Genomic DNA, 19,331 nt, shown 5'->3' on the forward strand with positions numbered 1-19,331 from the left:
GCTGTCGACATCGGGCAGCAGCACCAGGAACTCGTCGCCGCCGATGCGGCCCACCACATCGGTCTCCCGGACGGCGGACTTCAGCCGCTTTGCCACGGCCTGCAGCAACTCGTCGCCGACGGCATGGCCGTGGACGTCGTTCACGGGCTTGAAGCGATCCAGGTCCACCAGGATCAGACCCAGGCTCTCCCGGTAGCGCCGGGCATGGGCCAGCGCCAGCTGCAGCCGCTCCGAGAAGTGCGCCCGGTTGGCCAGCTCGGTCAGCGGGTCGTGCCGGGCCAGGAAATGGATCTGGGCCTCGGACTGCCGGCGGGCGTCGATGTCGGACAGCGTGCCGATCATGCGCCGCGGCACGTCCCGGCCGCTCGCGGCGCCGGGCAGGCGCAGCGCCCGTTCGCCCCGCGCCAGCATGCCGGCCGCTTTCAGCCAGCGCCCGGCCTGCGCCAGGTCCGCCGCATGGGCGGGCGAGGGGTGGTCCTCGGCGTAGAGCGTGACTGCGTCGGTCGTGGTGTCGTGCAGGGCGCCGACGAACAGCGTGTCGTCGGGGATCTCGATGCCCCGGTCGCCGAGGCCGCTGCGGACCTCGCGGTCGTTGAGCAGGGACGCGAGCAGCCGCGCATTCACCTCGCCCGAGTAGCCACCGCAGGCGCCGCAATGCAGCGCGCTGGCATGTGGATTGTTCACGACGTTGGCGCCGTGACCCGCGAGCAGGACCAGCCGCGCGAACCCGCCGGTGAGCGACATCGCCTTGAGCACGCTGGCGGCCGTCGCGATTTTCGTGCCGGCATCGAGGCTCGCGGCTGGGCGCGGCGCGGGGTCGTTCGGCGCCGGATGCCGCTTCAGTGCCAGCCCGTCGGACAGCAGCTTCGCCGCATAGATCGGACCGGCGGCCTCGACGAAGGCGAAGGAGGAGATCGCCGCCAGCTTGAAGCGGCCCCAGGCGCGCCTGGCCCGCGCGGCGATGCGCGCGGCGACGTCGGCTTTCTCCGTCGCCGGAGTGGCGGTGCCGGAGCAGGTGAGCAGGCCCGGCGTTAGCAGCACGGGCAGCCGTGCCTCGACCACGTCGGAGGCGAAGCGCCGGTGGCCGAGTCCCAGGCCGAAGAAGCCGGCGAAGCCCAGGGTGCGGATGCCGGGATCGACGCTCTCCAGCGCCCGCCGGAACACTTCCGAGCGCACGTCGATGCAGAAGGCCATCTGTAGTGCGGGCTGGTCCGGGGCCGACGGCGCCGACTGCTTCGCGGCGAGCTGGGCCTGCAGCCGCCGCTGCGCTGCGCGCTCGGCCGCCTCCTGCAGGATCGCGTCGACGACGTCGTCCGGAGTCGCCGTCGTGGGCTCGGCATGAGCGGCGATGGCGGCCTGCCATTGCGGCTCCAGCGCGGCCCCGTACTGGCGCAGCAGCGCCGCCTCCCAGGCGATGCGGATGGCGAGGAGGTCGGTCACGGCGCCGTCGGTCCCGCCGGCCAGCTCCGCCTGCCAGAGCCGGTGGCGCGCGACCTGGGCCCAGCCGCCCAGCGTCGTCAGCAGCCGGTGGAAGTAGCTCTCCAGTGCCGCGCCGGTCAGGCCGAGCTTGCCGACGCACTCGGCCAGCGCCGCCTCGGCATCGGCGGGGGCATCGGCCACGGTCTGGGCGAAGCCTTCGAGGCCGACGATCTCCGGCGTCAGGTCGTGCATGGCGACCGCCCGCCACGCCGCCCAGGCGCCGCGCGCCGGCGGGGCGCCGACCCACAGCGCCTGCCCCTGATCGTAGTAGGCGGAGGCGAAGTGGCTGATGCGGTCCTCGACCAGCCGCGGCCAGTCGATGCTGGAGAGGTCGCGCGCCAGCTCGGCGACGGTGGGGATCGCCTGCGGCTTCGGGCGCTCCGCCTCGGCCGCCTGCTTCAGTGCCGCGAGCGTCGCCGGGCGCATTCCCTGGGGCGCCGCGTCAAGCGCGGCCTCGAGATCCGCGTCGGCGATCTCGCCCGAGCGCAGCCGCGCCACGTACCAGGCCCGCGGCATGGTGAGCGCGATGCCGCCGGTGCGCCGCAGCCGGGCGGCGGCGATGGCGAGCGGTTCGCCGGTCTGGCCGAGGAAGGGGTTCACGGCGACGCTCGAGGCCAGCGGCCAGAGCGGCGGGATCGCCCGCGCCGCCCGGTCGGCGGCCTGCAGGATCGTGGTCGTCATCATGTTCATGGTCCTTGCGTTCGGGGGATCACGGCGCCTTCGACACCGACCAGCCGCCGAGCAGCCGGTCGATCGTGGCGTTGACGTAGAGGCCGTTGGAGAGGTGGACGCGCAGTCCCGTCGCGGCGGGGTGCGTCGCCCAGAGCGGGAACAGCGCCTGCGCCACCGCCACCAGCCCGAAGGTGAGCACGGCCAGCGCCATCAGGGTCCATTCGAGACGGCCGGGCGCCGGCGTCGCCGGGAGGATGCCGGTGGTCAGCCATTCGGCGGCGGAATGCAGCGCGAAGTATCCGATCGCGGCGGCGCTGGCGTAGAGCGCGGTCCGCCGGGTCAGTTCGCGCGGCGCGGCATCGGCCAGGCCCTGGGCCAGCAGGTAGGCCACGCCGAAGATCAGGATGGTGCCCAGCGCCAGCGCCTGCGGCGACTTGTGGTCGAAGCCGAAGACCAGGCCGAACACGGTGCCGATCGCGGCGTAGATGGCCAGCGCGATCAGGAAGGCGCGGCCCACGGCCGGCCCGTCGGGCACGGCGACCGGCCCCGGCCGCCGGATGGACGCCACCTGTTCGACCGCGCCGCCGGAGGCCAGGAAGGCGTGCGCCTTGTAGAGCGAGTGGGCGACGATGTGGAGCAGCGCCAGCGGGAAAAGCGCCAGCCCGCATTGCAGCACCATGAAGCCCATCTGCGCGACCGTCGACCAGGCGAGCGAGGTCTTGACCGCGGGCTGGGTCAGCATGACGAGGGCGCCGAACAGGGCGGTGAAGCCGCCCACGATCGCCAGCACCGCGAGGACGCCGGGGGCCGCCAGCATCAGGTCGGCGAACCGGATCAGCAGGAAGCCGCCGGCATTGATCACGCCAGCATGGAGCAGGGCTGAGACCGGCGTCGGCGCTTCCATGACCTCGGTGAGCCAGCCGTGGGTCGGGAACTGCGCCGACTTCAGCACCGCGGCGAGCGCCAGCAGGGCGGCCGCGGCGAGGGCGGCCCACGAGGCGTCGCCGCTGCGGGCAAGCGCATTGATCGCGGCGATGTCGGTCGTGCCGAAGCTCGCCCAGACGAGGACCGCGGCGAGGATCAGCGCGCCGGCGCCGACGGTCGAGAAGAGCCGCTTCTTGCGCGCCGCCCGCCGCGCCGCCGCGCGCTCGAGATAGAACAGGAGCAGCCGGTGCAGCGCGGCCGCGGTCGCGATCCAGGCGCCGACCAGCTGGACGAGATTGCCGGCCTGGACCAGCAGCAGGACGGAGGCGAGCGCGGCGCAGAGCCAGCCGGTGAAATAACCCTGCCGCGCCTCGCCATCGAGATAGGTGCGGGCGTAGCGGACGACGATCCAGCCGACGAACGCGACCAGCAGGAGCATGGTGACGCTCACCGCGTCGAGCCGGACCGACAGGCCGATGCCGGCCAATCCGATGAGCCCGCTGGTACCGGCGCCGCGCAGGAGCAGCAGCGCCAGCGAGCCCAGCACGACCAGCAGCGCGCCCAGCGCCGCGGCCTCCGCGAAGACCGCGACCAGGGGCGGACGCCGGCCGGGGCGGGCGAATCCGAGGGTGGCGGCGGCGAGCAGCAGGAGCGGGGCGCCGAGCGGGAGCAATGAGTACGACAAGGGAGTCACCTGGGACGGAGGAGGGCGTGTGGCCGCCTTATGGCTCTCCCGGTTTGTTCAATAAAATGCATTGTATGAGTGAAATCGTTCGGTAAAATAGAACGGTATGCAGTCGCTGAATTACAATCACCTGCGGTATTTCTGGGCGGTCGCGCACGACGGCAATCTCACCCGCACGGCCGAGCGGCTGAACCTCACCCAGTCGGCGCTCTCGGTGCAGATCCGGAAGCTCGAGGAGCGTCTGGGGCACGCGCTGTTCGAGCGGCGCGGGCGGCAGCTGCATCTCACCGAGGCGGGGCAGATCGCCCTCGACCATGCCGATGCGATCTTCGCCACCGGCGAAGAATTGCTGGGTACGCTGCGCCAGACCGGCGCCGCGCGGCAGGCGCTGAGGGTCGGCTCGCTCGCCACCCTGTCGCGCAATTTCCAGATGGAGTTCCTCGGTCCGGTGCTCGGCCGCACGGACATCGACCTGATCCTGCGCTCCGGTGGCGCGGCCGAGCTGCTGCGCGCGCTCGAGGCGCTCAACCTCGACGTCGTCCTGCTCAACCAGGCGCCGCCGGGCGATGCGCTGACCCCATTGGTCACGCACCGTCTCGCCGAGCGTCCGGTCAGCCTGGTGGGCACGCCGGCTCGCATGCGAGCCGCGTCGGGTCTGGCGGACCGGCTGCGGGAACACCCGATCATCCTGCCGACCGTCGACAGCAGCGTGCGCACCGGCTTCGACGCGCTGGCGGACCGGCTGGGCGTGCGGCCGCAGATCGTCGCGGAAGTCGAGGACATGGCGATGATGCGCCTGCTCGCCCGCGAGGATATCGGGCTGGCGGTGCTGCCGCCGATCGTGGTCAAGGACGAGATCGCGGCCGGCGTGCTGGTCGAGGGCGAGCAACTGCCGGGGATCGTCGAGACCTTCTACGCCGTCACCATGGCGCGGCGTTTTCCCAACCCGCTCGTCCGGCTGCTCCTCACCCCGCACTGAACCGGGGCGCGGTCGCGGCCGTATCTCGCTCCATGTCGAGCGCGGCCGTCCGCAACCTCATCCTCGTGCTGGGCGACCAGCTGACGCCATCGATCACCAGCCTGGCGGCCGGCGATCCGGCGCGCGATCTCGTGCTGATGGCGGAGCTGGCGGACGAGGCGCGCTCCGTGCGCCACCACAAGAAGAAGATCGCCTTCCTGTTCTCGGCTATGCGCCACTTCGCGGAAGAACTGCGCGGGCTCGGCTGGAGGGTCGAGTACGTGACCCTGGACGCCGCCGGCAATCGCGGCTCCTTCACCGCGCAGCTGGGCGACGCCATCGCCCGCCATGGCCCGGAGCGCGTGGTCGTCACCGAGGCGGGGGAGTGGCGGGTGCGCGAGATGCAGGCCTCGTGGGCTGAGCGGTTCGCGCTGCCCGTGGAGATCCTGCCCGACGAGCGCTTCCTGTGTCCGACCGGCTGGTTCGCGCGCTGGGCGGAAGGGCGCAAGCAGCTCCGCATGGAATACTTCTATCGCGAGATGCGCCGTCGCACCGGCCTGCTGATCGACGGCGACGAACCCGCCGGCGGACGCTGGAACTTCGATGCGGAGAACCGCAAGCCCGCCAAGGCCGATCTCTTCATGCCGCGGCCGCCGGTATTCGCGCCCGATGCCGTGACGCGCGAGGTACTGACGCTGGTCGAGGCGCGGTTCGGCGATCATTTCGGCGACCTCGCGCCCTTCGGCTTCGCGGTCACCCGCGGCGATGCCGAGGCGGCGTTCGACGCTTTCGTCGACAAGGCGCTGCCGAAGTTCGGCGACTACCAGGACGCGCTGCTGGCGGGCGAGCCGTTCCTCTATCACGCCGTCATCGCGCTCTATCTCAATTGCGGCCTGCTCGATCCGCTGCGGGTCTGCCGGCGGGTCGAGATCGAGTGGCGGGCGGGGCGGGTGCCGCTGAACGCCGCTGAGGGATTCATCCGGCAGATCGTCGGCTGGCGCGAATATGTGCGCGGCATCTATTGGCTGAAGATGCCGAGCTACGCGCGCAGCAACTTCCTCGGCCACACGCGCCGGCTTCCGGATTTCTACTGGACGGGCGAGACAGCGATGGCGTGCGTGCGCGCGGCGGTGACCCAGACGCGCGAGCACGCCTATGCCCATCACATCCAGCGGCTGATGATCACCGGCAACTTCGCGCTGCTGGCCGGCATCGATCCGTACGAGCTGCACGAATGGTACCTGACGGTCTATGCCGACGCCTATGAATGGGTCGAGCTGCCGAACACGGTGGGCATGAGCCAGTTCGCCGACGGCGGCCTGCTGGCCTCCAAGCCCTATGCGGCGAGCGGCGCCTACATCAACCGCATGTCCGACTATTGCGGCGGCTGCCGCTACGACGTGAAGCAGCGGACGGGGGCGAAGGCGTGTCCGTTCAACGCGCTCTACTGGGATTTCATCTCCCGCCATCGAGCGAAGATCGGCCGCAATCCGCGCCTGGCGCAGATGGTTCGCACCTACGACAAGTTCCCGGCAGACGAGCGGCAACGCATCGCCGACAGCGCCGCCGCGTTCCTGGCGGGCCTGTGACCGCCAAGCGCTACACCAAGGCGACCCTGCCGCAGAAGACCTGCGCTGCCTGCGGCCGTCCCTTCGCCTGGCGCAGGAAGTGGGCGCGCGACTGGGAGCAGGTGAAGACCTGCTCCGAACGCTGCAAGGGCGACCTGCGCCGCAAGCCTTCCCGCGACGCCGGCCGCTAGTGGCGCCGATCCGCTTGCGGCACCCGAACCGCTTCGGCCACAGTCGAAGCGAGCGAACAGGGGCGTCATGGACAATCGCGCGGGCGAGATGATGGTGTTTGTCCGGGTCGTGGAGGCGGGGAGCTTCTCCGAGGCGGCGCGGTTGCTGATGATGACGCCGTCCACGGTCTCGAAGCTGATCGCGCGGCTCGAGGCCCGGATCGGCGTGCGCCTGATCGAGCGCTCGACGCGGCGGCTGGTTCTCACCAACGAAGGGCAGTTCTACTACGAGCGCAGCCGGTCGCTGGTCTCGCAGATCGACGAGACCGAGCAGCAGCTGGCGCAGGGCAATGCCAAGCCCGAGGGCGTCATCCGCGTCAGCTCCTCCGTGACCTTCGGCTCGGCGGCGCTGGAGCCGGTCCTGGCGGCGTTCCTCGAAGCCTATCCCGGAATCGTGGTCGACCTGTCGCTGTCGGACGAGATGGTCGATCTCTATCTCGACCGCACGGATGTTGCGATCCGCGTCGGGTCGCTGCCGGATTCGAGCCTGCGGGCGCGCAAGATCGGCGAGACGCGCCGCTGCATCGTGGCCTCGCCCGACTATCTCGCCCGGTACGGGACGCCGCGCACGCCGGAGGACCTGGCGGCGCACAATTGCCTCGGCTTCAACTTCCGCCGCTCCCAGCCGGTCTGGCCGATGCGCGAGGGTGGCCGCATCGTCGAGCGCATGCTGAGCGGCTCGCTGCTGGCCAACAACGCCGAGACGTTGCGCCGGATGGCGATCGCCGGCGTCGGCATCGCGCGCGTGGCCGAATACCATCTGCGCGAGGCGATCGATCATGGCGAACTGGTCGAGGTGCTGGCCGACTAGGGTCTCGAAACCTGGGACGAGATCCATGCGGTGTACCGCGGCGCCCGGCTGCTGCCCGCCCGGGTGACGGTGTTCCTCGACTTCACCGTCCCCCGGATGGCGCAGTTCCTGGCGGCCACGCGTGCGAAGCCCTCGACCGTCAGCCGGTGATCGTCAGCCGGTGATCGGCAGCGGCGCGGCGGGATCGACCAGCCGCGCTTCGCGCAATGCCTGCCAGAAGGAGGCCGGGATCTTCTCCGCGAGCGCGGCGCTGTCCTCGGCGATGCGGCCGGGGCGGCTGGCACCCGGGATCACGGCGCCGACCGCGGGATGGGCCAGCGAGAACTGCAGGCCGGCGGCCTTCATCGAGATGCCATGGCGGTCGGCGATGGCCTTGATCGCCGCCACCCTGGCGAGGATCGCGGGCGTCGCCGGCGCATATTCGAAGTTCGGGCCGCCGACCAGGGCGTCGGAACTGTAGGGGCCGCCGACCACGATGCCGAGGCCGCGTTCGGCCACCATCGGCAGGGCGCGCTGCAGCGCGTGGCTGTGGTCGAGCAGCGTGTAGCGGCCCGCCAGCAGGAAGGCGTCGGGCTTCGGCTCGTCGAGCGCGAGCAGGATCTCGATCGGCTCGACCCGGTTCACGCCGAGGCCCCAGGCCTTGATGACGCCCTCGTCGCGCATCCGGTCGAGCGCCCGGAAGGCGCCTTTGCGCGCGCTCTCGAACACGCCCAGCCATTCGTCGCGGTAGAAGTCCTGTGCCACGTCGTGCACGAAGACGATGTCGACATGATCGGTGCCCAGCCGCTTCAGGCTGTCCTCGATCGAGCGGTAGGTCGCGTCCTCCGAATAGTCGTTCACGACTTTGTTGGGGCGGCCGTGCTTGAAGACATCGCCCTTTTCGCCGTTGTCTCGCGCCGAGAGCTCCTCGACCTCGTCGAGGATGAGGCGGCCGACCTTGGTGCTGATCACATATTGGTCGCGCGGCTTGTCGCGCAGCGCTGCCCCCATGCGGATCTCGGCCAGGCCCGCGCCGTAGAAGGGGGCGGTATCGAAATAGCGGATGCCGTCGGCCCAGGCGGCCTCGACGGTGGCCCGCGCCTCGTCCTCGGGGATGGCGCGGAACATGTTGCCCAGCGGCGCGGCGCCGAAGCCGAGGCGGCTGGGCAGGATGTCTTTCAGTTTCATGTCGGGCTCCACTTTCGTCGAGGGGGGCGGCGCATCGCGCCGGTGGCCAGAGATATAGGCACGGCATGGGCGCGCGGTAGCCGGCGGAGCGTCTCAGGATCTGTGAAGGCGGTTCACAGGCTGACCGGCCTGCGCAGGGGCCGGTCAGGGCTTCACGAATCGATAGGCGAAGCGATCGGTCCTGCCCTTGATCGAGGCGTCGAACACCTCGATCGTGTGCGGATCGTCCTTGTTCGCGAGTAAGGTGCTCTCCGCGTCCAGCACGAAGCCGGCCGCCTTCACCTCCGCGCGCACGGAGGCAGGGTCGATCCGATGCAGCGACTGGGCGGCGCTCGTGCCTGCCCCGACGGCGGCGGCGTGGTCGACGATGACGTAGCGCCCGCCGGCTTTCAGCCGCTCGTGGACGGCGCGATTGAAGGCGGCCGCCGTCGCGCCCTTCTTCTGCATCAGCGCGGTGTGGAGATCGTGATAGAACAGGTGCAGCCACAGGACATCCGCCGGTTGCGTGACCCCGGGCATCGCCATGAGGTCCGCCGAGACGGCTTCGACGTTCGCTCGGCCCGGCTCCTTCGCAAGCGTCCGCATGCGGCCGACCGGATCGTTCTTGAAGTCCGCGATTTCGGCTGGCACGAAGCTGTAGACCCGCCCTTCGGGTCCCACGGTGTCGGAGAAGAGGCGCGTCCAGTTGCCGTCGCCCGGATAGACGTCGATGACGGTGGAGCCCGGCCCCACTCGTGCGAACCGGATCAACTCGGATAGCCTGGATTGGTCGTACATCGGAATCTCCTGCGGTTGAGCGTTACGCCAGCGCGGACGCGTCGATCTGCGAAGCCTGCGCCAGCGCCTGCGTGTCGATGTATTCCCGGATCTTCGCCAATTTGCCGTGTCTGACGGTGATGGCGAAAACCCAATCGTCCTTGAAGGTCGTGTTCGTGGCTTTGATCCTTCCCGTCGCGACGCCGACGACGAAGACCCGGTCTCCTTGCGCCACGAATTCGCGGGCTTCCGTGGACGTTTCGATCGACCTGGAGGCTGTCTCGAGCAAATCCGCGAGCCCGGCATGTCCGTGGCGCGTGCCGGCTAGCGGCCAGTCCTTGCCCGGAATGATCCACTCGATGTCTTCGGCGACCAGCGCCCGCAAAGCCTCCTTGTCGCCGCGACCGATCGCGGCGAAGAAGTCCTTCGCGGTCTGGATGTTCTTGTCGATGCTCATGGGAATTTCTCCTCGGATCCGTGTTGATATCGGTTCCACGGTCTCAGATGGCTGAGAAGCCGCCGTCGACGGACAACTCAAGCCCATTCACGAAGCTCGAATCGTCTGAAGCAAGAAACAGTGCGGCGGCCGCGATTTCCTCGGGCCGCCCCATCGTGCCCCGCGGGATCAGGGATTCGAACATCTGCTTCGACTCCTGGGTGAGAACCTGGTCCTGCATTGGCGTGGCGATCGGCCCCGGGTGCAGCACGTTCACCCGGATGTTCCGGCCCTTGAGCTCGTTGAGCCAGCCGCGTGCGAATGCGTGCAACGTCGCCTTGCTCGCTGCGTACACGCTGTAACCGGGAAAGCCCTTCAGCGAAGCAACCGATCCGGTCATGAAGATCGACCCGCCATCGTTGAACAGCGGCAGCGCCTTTTGCACCGTGAACAGCGTGCCACGCGCGTTCAGGCCGAACGTCGCATCGAAATGCTGCTCGGTAATCTCGCCCAGTGGCGCGGCTTCGCCCGTGCCGGCGCTCGCATACAGGACGTCGATCCTGCCCTTTTCGCGGCTGACCGTGTCGAACAGACGGTCGAGGTCGTCCAGATTGGCAGCGTCACCGCGCACGCCGGTCACGTTCCGACCAATCGTCCTGACGGCCTCGTCGAGCGCCTCCTGCCTTCGGCCCGTGATGAAAACGTAAGCGCCTTCTTCGACGAACCGCTTGGCGCTCGCCAGCGCCATGCCGCTCGATCCCCCCGTGATGACGGCGACCTTGCCCTCGAGCTTACCCATGACTTCTCCTTCCAGACTCTGTTTCGGTGTACGGGCAGTCGCCCGAGAACCTCGACATGGGGCTGCCAGTGTCAGGGGGTGAGTGCGAAAGGGCGCACAACGGTGGTGCGATATCGATCCAGCCAGACGACTTCATCCAGGCAACGATGAGGCGGAGCTTTGAAGGGCACACCGTACGGTGCAGGATCGCGCCATGACCGACTGGGACGATGTCCGCTATTTCCTCACCGTCGCGCGCGAAGGCTCGGTGCGGGCCGCCGCCGAGCGCCTCGGCGTGAACCACGCGACCGTGCTGCGGCGCATCGCCCAGTTCGAGGAGCGCCTTGGGGTGCAGATTTTCGAAAAGCTGCCTTCAGGTTACCGTCTGACGGCCGCAGGCGAGGAGGTCCTCGAGTTCGCGGACCAGATGGAAGCGTCGTCGCGCCTTTTGGAGACGCGCGTCTTCGGGCGCGACCAGCACGCGCGCGGGCTCTTGCGGGTGACGCTGCCACCGTTCCTGGCGGCGCATCTGCTGATGCCGGACTTCGCCGACTTCGCGCGTCTGCATCCGGATATTGAGATGGAAATCCTGTCGAGTGGCGAAGTGGCGAACCTGACCAACAGGGACGCCGACGTGGCGATCCGCATCGTCGTCAACCGCAGGGCCCTGCCGCTCAATCTTCACGGCCTGATGGGGCCGCAGCTGTTCGGCGGCGTCTACATGTCGCGCAGCCTGCTGGCCGCGTGGCGCGCGGGCGCGTCGGGGCCCGTCCGCCCGATCGTGATCGGCGATCACGGCACTCCGGATTGGGCCAGCAAGGGCGAGGTTGGTGCCACCGGGGTTCCGTTCAGGACCCCGGACGCCGAGGCACAGATTGCCGCGGCGCAGCAGGGGATTGGGATGACGACACTGCCGTGTTTCGTCGGAGATGCCGACCCCCTACTGGTAAGGGCGCCCGGCGCCGACCTGCACATGGGCGGAACGCTCTGGCTTCTCACACAGGGGGAGACACGCAAGACGAAACGCGTGCGACTCTTCACGGAGTTCGTCGCCCGCAGGCTCGCCGCCTACGCGCCGCTTCTCGCGGGGCGGTCCATACCGAACGACTGACGCGCGGCGGGTGCAGGCGACGCCTCCCCAAGCCTCCCGGCTCGGGTCGTGTGGGAGAAGAGGAGACAATCAGCCGCAATTCCGTGGGTCCCTGTGGCTTGCGTTGCCGCGGCTTTCCCGCCAGCACAGCGCCCATGATTCGCCTCGACAACATCAGCAAGCAGAACGGCCACCAGATCCTGTTCATCGACGCGTCGATGGGCCTCCAGAAGGGGGAGAAGGCGGGGCTGGTGGGGCCCAACGGCGCCGGAAAGACCACGCTGTTCCGAATGATTTCGGGCCAGGAACAGCCCGATGACGGGCAGGTGACGATCGATGCCGGCATGACCATCGGCTATTTCAGCCAGGACGTCGGTGAAATGTCGGGCATGAGCGCCGTCGCGGCGGTGATGGACGGCGTCGGGCCGGTGAGCGCGCTGGCGGTCGAGATCGCCCAGCTCGAGGCGGCGATGGCTGATCCCGAGCAGGCCGACAACATGGACGCCCTGGTCGAGCGTTACGGCGAGGTGCAGGGGCGCTTCGAGGAGCTGGACGGCTATGCGCTCGACGCGCGCGCCCGCGAGGTGCTGGCGGGGCTGTCGTTCAGCCAGGAGCGGATGGACGGCGATGTCGGGCTGCTGTCCGGCGGCTGGAAGATGCGCGTGGCGCTGGCCCGCATCCTGCTGATGCGGCCCGATGGCATGCTGCTCGACGAGCCCTCCAACCATCTCGATCTGGAAAGCCTGATCTGGCTGGAGGACTTCCTCAGGAACTACGAGGGCGCACTGCTGATGACCAGCCACGATCGCGAGTTCATGAACCGCATCGTCGGCAAGATCATCGAGATCGACGGCGGCACGCTCACCACCTATTCGGGCAACTTCGAGTTCTACGAGGTCCAGCGCGCGCTCTCCGAGAAGCAGCGCCAGGCGCAGTTCGAGCGGCAGCAGGCGATGCTGGCCAAGGAGATGAAGTTCATCGAGCGCTTCAAGGCGCGCGCGTCCCACGCCGCCCAGGTGCAGAGCCGGGTGAAGAAGCTCGACAAGATCGAGAAGGTCGAGCCGCCGCGGCGCCGCCAGTCGGTGCGGTTCGAATTCCGCGCACCGCCGCGCTCGGGCGAGGACGTGGTGAGCTTCCGCGGCGTCCACAAGGGCTACGGCACGCAGCCGATCTATTCGGGGCTCGACCTGCGGCTGCGCCGCCAGGAGCGCTGGTGCGTGCTGGGCGCCAACGGCGCCGGCAAGTCGACCTTGCTGAAGCTGGTGGCCGGTGCTGCCGAGCCGGACGAGGGCAGTGTGACTGTCGGCGCCAGCGTCAAGATGGGCTACTTCGCGCAGCACTCGATGGACCTGCTCGATGGCGACGACACGATCTTCGAATCGCTCGATGCCTCGTTCCCGCAGGCCGGGACGGGCGCGCTGAAGTCGCTCGCCGGCTGCTTCGGCTTCTCCGGCGACGACGTCGAGAAGCCCTGCCGCGTGCTGTCGGGCGGCGAGAAGGCGCGGCTGGTCATGGCCAAGATGCTGTTCGACCCGCCCAACTTCCTGGTGCTCGACGAGCCGACCAACCATCTCGACATGGCGACCAAGGAGATGCTGGTCGCCGCGCTGGCGGACTTCGAGGGCACGATGCTGTTCGTGTCACACGATCGTCACTTCCTGGCCGCCCTCTCGAACCGGGTGCTGGAAGTCACGCCCGAAGGCGTCCACCAGTATGGCGGCGGCTACACGGAATATGTGTCCTCGACGGGCAGGGAGGCGCCGGGTCTCCATCCCGGCTGACGGAAATTTCTTCAACGCACTGTCGGCCTGTGCCGGCCTCGTTCGTCGTTCCGTCACATGGCCGGTCGAACCGGCTTCAGCAAGGAGACGGATATGCGCGTGATGGTGCTCGTGAAGGCGACCGAGGATAGCGAGAAGGGCTTTGTCCGCTCGCCCGAGACGGCGGCACTGATGGAGGCCATGGGCAGGTTCAACGACGAGCTGCAGAAGGCCGGGATTTTGCGCGATGGCGATGGGCTGAAGCCCACGTCGGAGGGCCGGCGCATTGCTTTCGACGGCCCAGGGCGTACGGTCACGGCCGGTCCGTTCCTGCCGGCGCGCGAGCAGCTTGCGGGCTTCTGGCTCTGGGAGGTCAAGGACATGGACGAGGCGGTGGCCTGGGTGAAGCGCTGCCCCAATCCCATGCCGGGGCCGAGCGAGGTCGAGATCCGGCCGCTCTACGAGTTGTCCGACCTGGAATGAGAGGCCGGGGGACGCGCGATTCAAGTCGCGCGTCTCATCGCTTTGCGGCCGCGTGCCTCTCCTTCGCCGGGACGACGTGCGGGCCCCGCGTCGTGGCGACGAGGTCGAGCCAGGCTCTCGCGGCGTGCGAGAGAAAAGCGCCGCGGCGCCAGATCATGGCGATGCGCCAGTCCGTGTCCGCCTCGGCGAGGCGCACGCGGGCGACCGACCGGTGCTTGCGCTGTTCGGCGATCATCTGCGGCAGGAAAGCGACCCCCATGCCCGCTGCGGCAAGCGCGACGATGAAGTCGATCTGGCTGCTGCGCGCGACGACGGTCGGTTCGAGGCCGCGCCGGTGGCACGCGTCGAGGATGATGCGGTTGAGGGCAAATCCCGATTCGAACAGGATGAACGGCTGTTCGCGGAGGGCTGCGAGGTCGACGGAGCGGCGGCGCGCCAGCGGGTGATCGGCCGCCAGCAGGACGGTCAGAGGCTCGCGTTTCACCTCCTGCCATTCAAATCCGTCCGACACGGGAAGGAGTGAGGCGGCGAGCTCGATCTCGCCCGACATCAGGACCTCTTCCAGCCGGTCGCTGCCGTACTCCACCAACCGGATGTCGATACCGGGATAGCGCTTGCTGTAGATGGCAAACAGCGGCGCGAACAGGACGTCGCTCCCGACCGGCGGCAGCCCGAGGCGCAGCGTGCCGCGCTCGAGGCCGCGCAGCTCCCGCAGTTCGGCGATCAGGTCCTCTCGCTCGGTGAGGATGCGCTGGGCCCGGCGCAGGACGATCTCCCCGGCGGCCGTCAGCCTGCTGCGATGGCCGATACGGTCGAGCAGCGCCACGCCGATCTCGTCCTCCAGCTGTTTGACCGCCTTGCTGATCGTGGACTGGGTGGCGGAGACGGCTTTGGCCGCCTGCGAGAAGCCTCCCTGGCGGACCACCTCGACAAAAGCGCGCAGCGTGCGAATCTCCATGCCATTCCATATCAGAATGAATTCTAGTCATTCAATTCATTTAAAGAATGCCCGGCGACATCCTACCTTGGCTGCGAAGGAGCAGCCGATGAGTGCGTCTGGTTTCAGAGTCCGTGTCCGTCATGGCGTTCGCCGCAGCCCGCCCCTGCAGATCGGGCTGGTCGTCGGGTTCTGGCTCGCCGGGGAGAGCATCGCAAAGCTGGCCGGCCTGCCTGTTCCCGGCGGCGTGATCGGCATGCTGCTGGTCCTCGCGCTGCTCGCCACACGAAGACTGAGCGTGCACAGCCTGCGGCGGGGCGCCGAGTGGTTCATAGGCTACATGGTGCTGTTCTTCGTGCCCGGCGTGATGGCGCTGCTCGATCACGGCGAACTCATCGGCCTGCTCGGCCTGAAAATCCTCGCCGTGATCGTTAGCGGCACCTTCGCCGTCATGCTCGTGACCGGCCTGATCGTCGATCTTTGCACCAGGTGGGAGGCCCGCGATGCCGCGGTTCATGCCAGCAGGGATTGATCCCACCCTTCAGGCGATCTTCTGGTCGGGGGCGACGATCGCCCTCTATCTCGGGGCGAGGGCGGTTTACCGGCGCTGGCCCCGCTGGTGGCTGATGCCGCTGGCGATCGCGCCGCTGGCCCTGATCGTGACGGCGCTCGCCCTGCATACCAGCTATCGCGACTACAGCCGCGGAACGCACTGGCTGGTGAGCCTGCTGGGGCCGGCGACGGTCGCCTTCGCCGTGCCCATCTATGAGAAGCGCGGCCTCATCCGACGGCACTGGCGCGTTCTGGCCACGGGCATGCTCCTGGGCAGTGCCACCTCGATGCTGACCGCCTGGGGGCTGGCGCGGCTGCTCGGATTGAACGAGACGCTGACCCTGAGCCTCCTGCCGCGCTCCATGAGCACGCCGTTCGCCATGACGGTGTCGACCGAGATCGGCGGCGCGCCCGATCTGACGGCCGTGTTCGTCATCGTGACGGGCGTCGTGGGCGCGGCGATCGGGGATGTCCTGCTGCTGCGATTGCCGATCCGCTCCAGCCTTGCCCTCGGTGCCCTGCTCGGCGTTGTCGCCCATGGCGCCGGCACTGCCAAGGCCCACGAGATCGGCCAGGAGGAGGGCGCCGTCGCCGGCCTCGTCATGGTGCTGGTCGGGTTGCTCAACGTCCTGCTGGTGCCGCTGCTCCTGATGGCCCGGACTCTGGCCTGAGCCGCATCATCGACCATGAACGGGCGCAACACGAGCGGAGCTTCACACCGCTCCCGCAGGCTGCGAAGGGGCGGCCTCAGCGCAGCGAATTGAACCAGTCGAAGACGGTGGACTTGCCGTCGAGGATGGCGGCGTCGCCGTAGAGGCTCGCCAGGAAGGTGGCGCGGTGGCTGGCTCCCTTGACCGGAACGCCCGCCATGTCGTGTCCGCCGGACGCGAGCGCCATCTTGACGAGGCCGGGGTACAAGGCCTCGTCGGCCAGGCCGTAGTAGAAACGGATCGGCGAGGCATAGTCCCAGAAGGTGGTGCTGTTGGCGGCGAGGCGGCGCAGGAACTTGCTGTTGGTCGCGTGGGTGAAGTGGTCGAAGAAGCCGTCGGTCAGGAAGTCGGCGGCGGGCGGGATCGCCTTGGCGAGGTCTCCGTCGAGGCTGTAGTCGGACCAGTATTTCTCGGCGAAGGCGCGATATTGCGGCTTGATCGCAGTCTCGAAGAGATCGGTCAGGCCGTAGTAGCGCCGGTAGCTGCCGAGCAGGACGATCTCGCAGGGCACGATCCAGGCCGGCGGCAGCGGATAGGATTTCTCCGCCGAGGGGATGAAGGATTGCGGGCTGGACCAGTAGTGGAACGTGTCGGGCAGATCGTTGAACGGGCTCTGGGCGGCGGTCGCAGCCACCTTGATGTCGCGCCGCTGCAGCTCCTGATTCAGCCATTGAGTGTTCAGGGCCCCTTGCGACCAGCCATTCAGGAACAAGGCGGAGGGGCGCAGAGCCGATTTCTCCAGCTCCCGCACGCCCGCCTGCAACACGTCGAGGCAGCACTGAACCGTGGCGTCCTTGACGGCATAGGCTTCGGCGCGGCCGTCGCGATAGGGGCCCTTGCCGGGATAGTCCGCGGCGATGACGGCATAGCCGTTACCCGCGAAGCGCTGGACGTTGAACAGGGTCTCGAGCGAATCGACATTGTCGCGCAGCCCATAGGCCTCGCTCTCGAGCCGCGTCAGGTTCGACGGGACCTGGTCGAAGGACAGGATCGTGCCGTGCTGCCAGGAGACGACGGGTAGCGAGCCCTTGCTGCCGGCCGGGATCGCGAGCAAGCCGCTGACCTGCACCTGCTCTCCCGTCTCGGGCAGACGCGTGGACGTGGTGAGGCGTCTCAACTCCACGTCGTGGCGCGCGGCATGCCGGGCGGTTGAGAATGGTCCCAGGACGTTGCCTTCGTTGAACACCGCATGGAATTTTGCCGCGAGCGCATCGAGCCGCTCCTTCGTGACGCGGACGGGCCGCTCCACCACCGCCGGCGACGTTCCCCCTGGTGAGGCGAGGGCGCCCTGTCCCACCAGTGAAACAGCGACCGAACCAGCGGCCGCACAAGACGATCTCAGCAGTCTCCGCCGGCCGATACGGTCGTTCGCTGGGCGGGTTCCCGAATGGCCGGGGTCTTGCTTGGTCAGCTTCATGTCATTCGCCCTTAAACATACTGTGCGACCGTGCGGGCCGGACTCTGGCCCGATCGGCGCCCCTCGATCGGTTCCCATAGGGTGTTCGGGCATGCCGAGCATGGCGGGCTGGCGATCATTCATCGCCACGATCCGCATCAGGACCTCGGGCCACGGATACTCCACTCTGGAAGCCCGGAATCCGCACAAACAAACCGAGCCGATCTCTTTTGCGCAATTAAATCTCTGCGGGCAATCGTGCGATTGACGGTTGAAGGATCGAGACAATAGTACGGGGTGCAGTTGGCGCGCCCAAGCACGGAGATGGCAGCGATGCGTATAGCGATGATCGGGTCTGGCTACGTCGGTCTGGTGTCCGGGGCGTGCTTTGCTCACTTCGGGCACGATGTTTTCTGCGTGGACAAGGATGCGGGGAAGATCGATCGGCTGCTGAAGGGGGTGATGCCGATCTACGAGCCCGGGCTGGACAAGCTGGTGGCGGACAATGTGGAGGCGGGCCGTCTGCGGTTCGGGACGGACCTTGCGGCGGCGGTGGGCGATGCGGACGCGGTGTTCATCGCGGTGGGGACGCCGACGCGTCGGGGCGACGGTCATGCGGACCTGACGTATGTCTACGCGGCGGCGGCGGAGATCGCGCGCTCGATCCGGGGCTACACGGTGGTGGTGACGAAGTCGACGGTGCCGGTGGGGACGGGTCGTGAGGTTGCGCGGATCATCCGCGAGGCGCATCCGGCCGGGGAGTTCGACGTGGCGTCGAACCCTGAGTTCCTGCGCGAGGGGGCGGCGATCGAGGACTTCATGAAGCCGGATCGCGTGGTGATCGGGGTTGAGAGCGAGCGGGCGCAGGAGGTGATGTCGGGGATCTACCGTCCGCTGAACCTGATCCAGACGCCGATGGTGTTCACGAACATCGAGACGGCGGAGGTAACGAAGTACGCGGGCAACGCGTTCCTGGCGACGAAGATCACGTTCATCAACGAGATCGCGGACCTGTGCGAGCGGGTGGGGGCGGACGTGCACGACGTGGCGCGGGGGATCGGGCTGGACGGGCGGATCGGGCGGAAGTTCCTGCATCCGGGTCCGGGGTTCGGGGGCTCGTGCTTCCCGAAGGACACGCTGGCGCTGGCCTACACGGCGCGCGAGGCGAATGCGCCGCAGACGATCGTGGAGCAGGTGATCGAGGTGAACAACAGCCGCAAGAAGAAGATGGCGCAGAAGGTCATCGATTTCTGCGGCGGTTCGGTGTCTGGGCAGACGATCGGTGTGCTGGGGCTGACGTTCAAGGCGAACACGGACGACATGCGGGATGCGCCGTCGCTGGACATCGTGCCGGCGCTGCAGGCGGCAGGGGCGCGGATCGTGGCGTTCGACCCCGAGGGAATGGACGAGGCGGGGCGCCTGATGAAGGACGTGACGTTCGCCCGGACGGCCTACGAGGCGGCGACGGGCGCGGACGTGCTGGTGGTGATCACCGAATGGCATGAGTTCCGTGGCCTCGACCCGCGCCGGCTGAAGGAGGCGATGCGGCAGCCGCGCATCGTCGACCTGCGCAACATCTTCGATCCCGACGAAATGCGGTCCCTCGGATTTGCCTACGAAGGCGTCGGCCGTCCGGCCGGGCGCTTGACCGGCTTCTGCCAGCCCATGCCGTCCGTCATATGATCGAGTGCTGCTTCTCGAAGTTCAATACGGGTGAGCGCTTTCAAAAGTGCCACCTGTAACTATTCCGCTTTCATCCATCGCTGAGCTCGACAGTCTGTGCATAGTGAGCGACCACCTCGGCGGTCTGATGCCGGCCCGCGCCATATCGCGACGGTATCGGGCCACTGGTCATCGGGGGCGCCTCTCCTCTGCGCATCGCTTTGGACACCCAAGCGAGCGAACATGGCCATTTCTACGGGATCTGGGGATAGCAGCC

At 68.3% G+C, this 19,331-nt stretch carries 17 protein-coding genes and 1 pseudogene; 10 read left to right on the forward strand and 8 right to left on the reverse strand.

The window, feature by feature from the left end:
- Positions 1 to 2,169 (reverse strand): putative inorganic carbon transporter subunit DabA (locus Q0Q48_RS07855; RefSeq protein WP_295136356.1); only part of this gene is annotated, 2,169 nt, incomplete at its 3' end.
- A gap of 19 nt (positions 2,170 to 2,188) precedes the next feature.
- Complete coding sequence (locus Q0Q48_RS07860) at positions 2,189 to 3,760, reverse strand: proton-conducting transporter membrane subunit (protein ID WP_295136358.1); 1,572 nt, start codon at positions 3,758 to 3,760, stop codon at positions 2,189 to 2,191.
- A 106-nt stretch (positions 3,761 to 3,866) separates the two neighbouring features.
- Between Q0Q48_RS07860 and Q0Q48_RS07865 the strand changes: the two genes are divergently transcribed.
- The 4 genes and pseudogenes from Q0Q48_RS07865 (at position 3,867) to Q0Q48_RS07880 (ending at position 7,477) form a co-directional block, all read left to right on the forward strand.
- Positions 3,867 to 4,739 carry a LysR family transcriptional regulator gene (locus Q0Q48_RS07865; protein ID WP_295136360.1) on the forward strand — a complete coding sequence of 291 codons (873 nt, stop codon included), beginning with the start codon at positions 3,867 to 3,869 and terminating at the stop codon, positions 4,737 to 4,739.
- Positions 4,740 to 4,771: 32 nt separating this feature from the next.
- The gene (locus tag Q0Q48_RS07870) at positions 4,772 to 6,307 is read left to right on the forward strand and encodes a cryptochrome/photolyase family protein (protein WP_295136362.1); all 1,536 of its coding nucleotides are present in this window, start codon (positions 4,772 to 4,774) and stop codon (positions 6,305 to 6,307) included.
- Positions 6,304 to 6,477 (forward strand): DUF2256 domain-containing protein, encoded by a 174-nt coding sequence (locus tag Q0Q48_RS07875; RefSeq protein WP_295136364.1) that lies wholly within the window; start codon positions 6,304 to 6,306, stop codon positions 6,475 to 6,477. Before Q0Q48_RS07870 ends, Q0Q48_RS07875 begins: the two co-directional genes overlap by 4 nt.
- Positions 6,478 to 6,544: 67 nt before the next feature.
- Positions 6,545 to 7,477: pseudogene (locus Q0Q48_RS07880) on the forward strand (LysR family transcriptional regulator).
- A 3-nt stretch (positions 7,478 to 7,480) separates the two neighbouring features.
- Here the strand turns inward: Q0Q48_RS07880 and Q0Q48_RS07885 are convergent.
- The 4 genes from Q0Q48_RS07885 to Q0Q48_RS07900 form a co-directional block, all read right to left on the reverse strand.
- Positions 7,481 to 8,494, reverse strand: coding sequence for an aldo/keto reductase (locus Q0Q48_RS07885; protein WP_295136366.1), 1,014 nt, complete (start codon positions 8,492 to 8,494; stop codon positions 7,481 to 7,483).
- Positions 8,495 to 8,638: 144 nt separating this feature from the next.
- The gene (locus tag Q0Q48_RS07890) at positions 8,639 to 9,271 is read right to left on the reverse strand and encodes a class I SAM-dependent methyltransferase (RefSeq protein WP_295136368.1); all 633 of its coding nucleotides are present in this window, start codon (positions 9,269 to 9,271) and stop codon (positions 8,639 to 8,641) included.
- A gap of 22 nt (positions 9,272 to 9,293) precedes the next feature.
- Entirely contained in the window at positions 9,294 to 9,707 is a 414-nt protein-coding gene (locus Q0Q48_RS07895; protein ID WP_295136370.1) for a nuclear transport factor 2 family protein, read from the reverse strand.
- Between the two features lie 43 nt (positions 9,708 to 9,750).
- Positions 9,751 to 10,485, reverse strand: a complete 735-nt coding sequence (locus tag Q0Q48_RS07900) for an SDR family oxidoreductase (protein WP_295136372.1) — start codon at positions 10,483 to 10,485, stop codon at positions 9,751 to 9,753.
- A gap of 193 nt (positions 10,486 to 10,678) precedes the next feature.
- Between Q0Q48_RS07900 and Q0Q48_RS07905 the strand changes: the two genes are divergently transcribed.
- From Q0Q48_RS07905 to Q0Q48_RS07915, 3 genes are all read left to right on the forward strand, one after another.
- The gene (locus tag Q0Q48_RS07905; RefSeq protein ID WP_295136374.1) at positions 10,679 to 11,575 is read left to right on the forward strand and encodes a LysR family transcriptional regulator; all 897 of its coding nucleotides are present in this window, start codon (positions 10,679 to 10,681) and stop codon (positions 11,573 to 11,575) included.
- A 134-nt stretch (positions 11,576 to 11,709) separates the two neighbouring features.
- Positions 11,710 to 13,335 carry an ABC-F family ATP-binding cassette domain-containing protein gene (locus Q0Q48_RS07910; RefSeq protein WP_295136376.1) on the forward strand — a complete coding sequence of 542 codons (1,626 nt, stop codon included), beginning with the start codon at positions 11,710 to 11,712 and terminating at the stop codon, positions 13,333 to 13,335.
- A 93-nt stretch (positions 13,336 to 13,428) separates the two neighbouring features.
- Complete coding sequence (locus tag Q0Q48_RS07915; protein ID WP_295136929.1) at positions 13,429 to 13,797, forward strand: YciI family protein; 369 nt, start codon at positions 13,429 to 13,431, stop codon at positions 13,795 to 13,797.
- 34 nt (positions 13,798 to 13,831) lie between these two features.
- Here Q0Q48_RS07915 and Q0Q48_RS07920 read toward each other — a convergent pair whose 3' ends face one another.
- The gene (locus tag Q0Q48_RS07920) at positions 13,832 to 14,755 is read right to left on the reverse strand and encodes a LysR family transcriptional regulator (protein ID WP_295136377.1); all 924 of its coding nucleotides are present in this window, start codon (positions 14,753 to 14,755) and stop codon (positions 13,832 to 13,834) included.
- An 88-nt stretch (positions 14,756 to 14,843) separates the two neighbouring features.
- On the opposite strand from Q0Q48_RS07920, the gene Q0Q48_RS07925 reads away from it, so the two are divergent.
- Together Q0Q48_RS07925 and Q0Q48_RS07930 are read left to right on the forward strand one after the other, a co-directional pair.
- Entirely contained in the window at positions 14,844 to 15,266 is a 423-nt protein-coding gene (locus Q0Q48_RS07925) for a CidA/LrgA family protein (RefSeq protein WP_295136379.1), read from the forward strand.
- Complete coding sequence (locus Q0Q48_RS07930) at positions 15,250 to 15,957, forward strand: LrgB family protein (RefSeq protein WP_295136381.1); 708 nt, start codon at positions 15,250 to 15,252, stop codon at positions 15,955 to 15,957. Before Q0Q48_RS07925 ends, Q0Q48_RS07930 begins: the two co-directional genes overlap by 17 nt.
- A 76-nt stretch (positions 15,958 to 16,033) precedes the next feature.
- Here the strand turns inward: Q0Q48_RS07930 and Q0Q48_RS07935 are convergent, their stop codons facing one another.
- Positions 16,034 to 17,293, reverse strand: coding sequence for a lysophospholipase (locus tag Q0Q48_RS07935; RefSeq protein ID WP_295136383.1), 1,260 nt, complete (start codon positions 17,291 to 17,293; stop codon positions 16,034 to 16,036).
- Positions 17,294 to 17,725: 432 nt separating this feature from the next.
- Here Q0Q48_RS07935 and Q0Q48_RS07940 point away from each other — a divergent pair, with 432 nt between their 5' ends.
- Positions 17,726 to 19,075 (forward strand): UDP-glucose/GDP-mannose dehydrogenase family protein, encoded by a 1,350-nt coding sequence (locus tag Q0Q48_RS07940; RefSeq protein WP_295136384.1) that lies wholly within the window; start codon positions 17,726 to 17,728, stop codon positions 19,073 to 19,075.
- Positions 19,076 to 19,331: the final 256 nt, after the last annotated feature.

It is taken from the genome of uncultured Reyranella sp. (genome assembly GCF_945957355.1).
In the GTDB taxonomy this organism is placed as follows: Bacteria; Pseudomonadota; Alphaproteobacteria; order Reyranellales; family Reyranellaceae; genus Reyranella.

Coding starts and splice junctions, on each gene's coding strand:
- Q0Q48_RS07865 (WP_295136360.1), top strand. CDS start 3,867: ATGCAGTCGCTGAATTACAATCACCTGCGGTATTTCTGGGCGGTCGCG.
- Q0Q48_RS07870 (WP_295136362.1), top strand. CDS start 4,772: ATGTCGAGCGCGGCCGTCCGCAACCTCATCCTCGTGCTGGGCGACCAG.
- Q0Q48_RS07885 (WP_295136366.1), bottom strand. CDS start 8,494: ATGAAACTGAAAGACATCCTGCCCAGCCGCCTCGGCTTCGGCGCCGCG.
- Q0Q48_RS07890 (WP_295136368.1), bottom strand. CDS start 9,271: ATGTACGACCAATCCAGGCTATCCGAGTTGATCCGGTTCGCACGAGTG.
- Q0Q48_RS07895 (WP_295136370.1), bottom strand. CDS start 9,707: ATGAGCATCGACAAGAACATCCAGACCGCGAAGGACTTCTTCGCCGCG.
- Q0Q48_RS07900 (WP_295136372.1), bottom strand. CDS start 10,485: ATGGGTAAGCTCGAGGGCAAGGTCGCCGTCATCACGGGGGGATCGAGC.
- Q0Q48_RS07905 (WP_295136374.1), top strand. CDS start 10,679: ATGACCGACTGGGACGATGTCCGCTATTTCCTCACCGTCGCGCGCGAA.
- Q0Q48_RS07910 (WP_295136376.1), top strand. CDS start 11,710: ATGATTCGCCTCGACAACATCAGCAAGCAGAACGGCCACCAGATCCTG.
- Q0Q48_RS07915 (WP_295136929.1), top strand. CDS start 13,429: ATGCGCGTGATGGTGCTCGTGAAGGCGACCGAGGATAGCGAGAAGGGC.
- Q0Q48_RS07920 (WP_295136377.1), bottom strand. CDS start 14,755: ATGGAGATTCGCACGCTGCGCGCTTTTGTCGAGGTGGTCCGCCAGGGA.
- Q0Q48_RS07925 (WP_295136379.1), top strand. CDS start 14,844: ATGAGTGCGTCTGGTTTCAGAGTCCGTGTCCGTCATGGCGTTCGCCGC.
- Q0Q48_RS07930 (WP_295136381.1), top strand. CDS start 15,250: ATGCCAGCAGGGATTGATCCCACCCTTCAGGCGATCTTCTGGTCGGGG.
- Q0Q48_RS07940 (WP_295136384.1), top strand. CDS start 17,726: ATGCGTATAGCGATGATCGGGTCTGGCTACGTCGGTCTGGTGTCCGGG.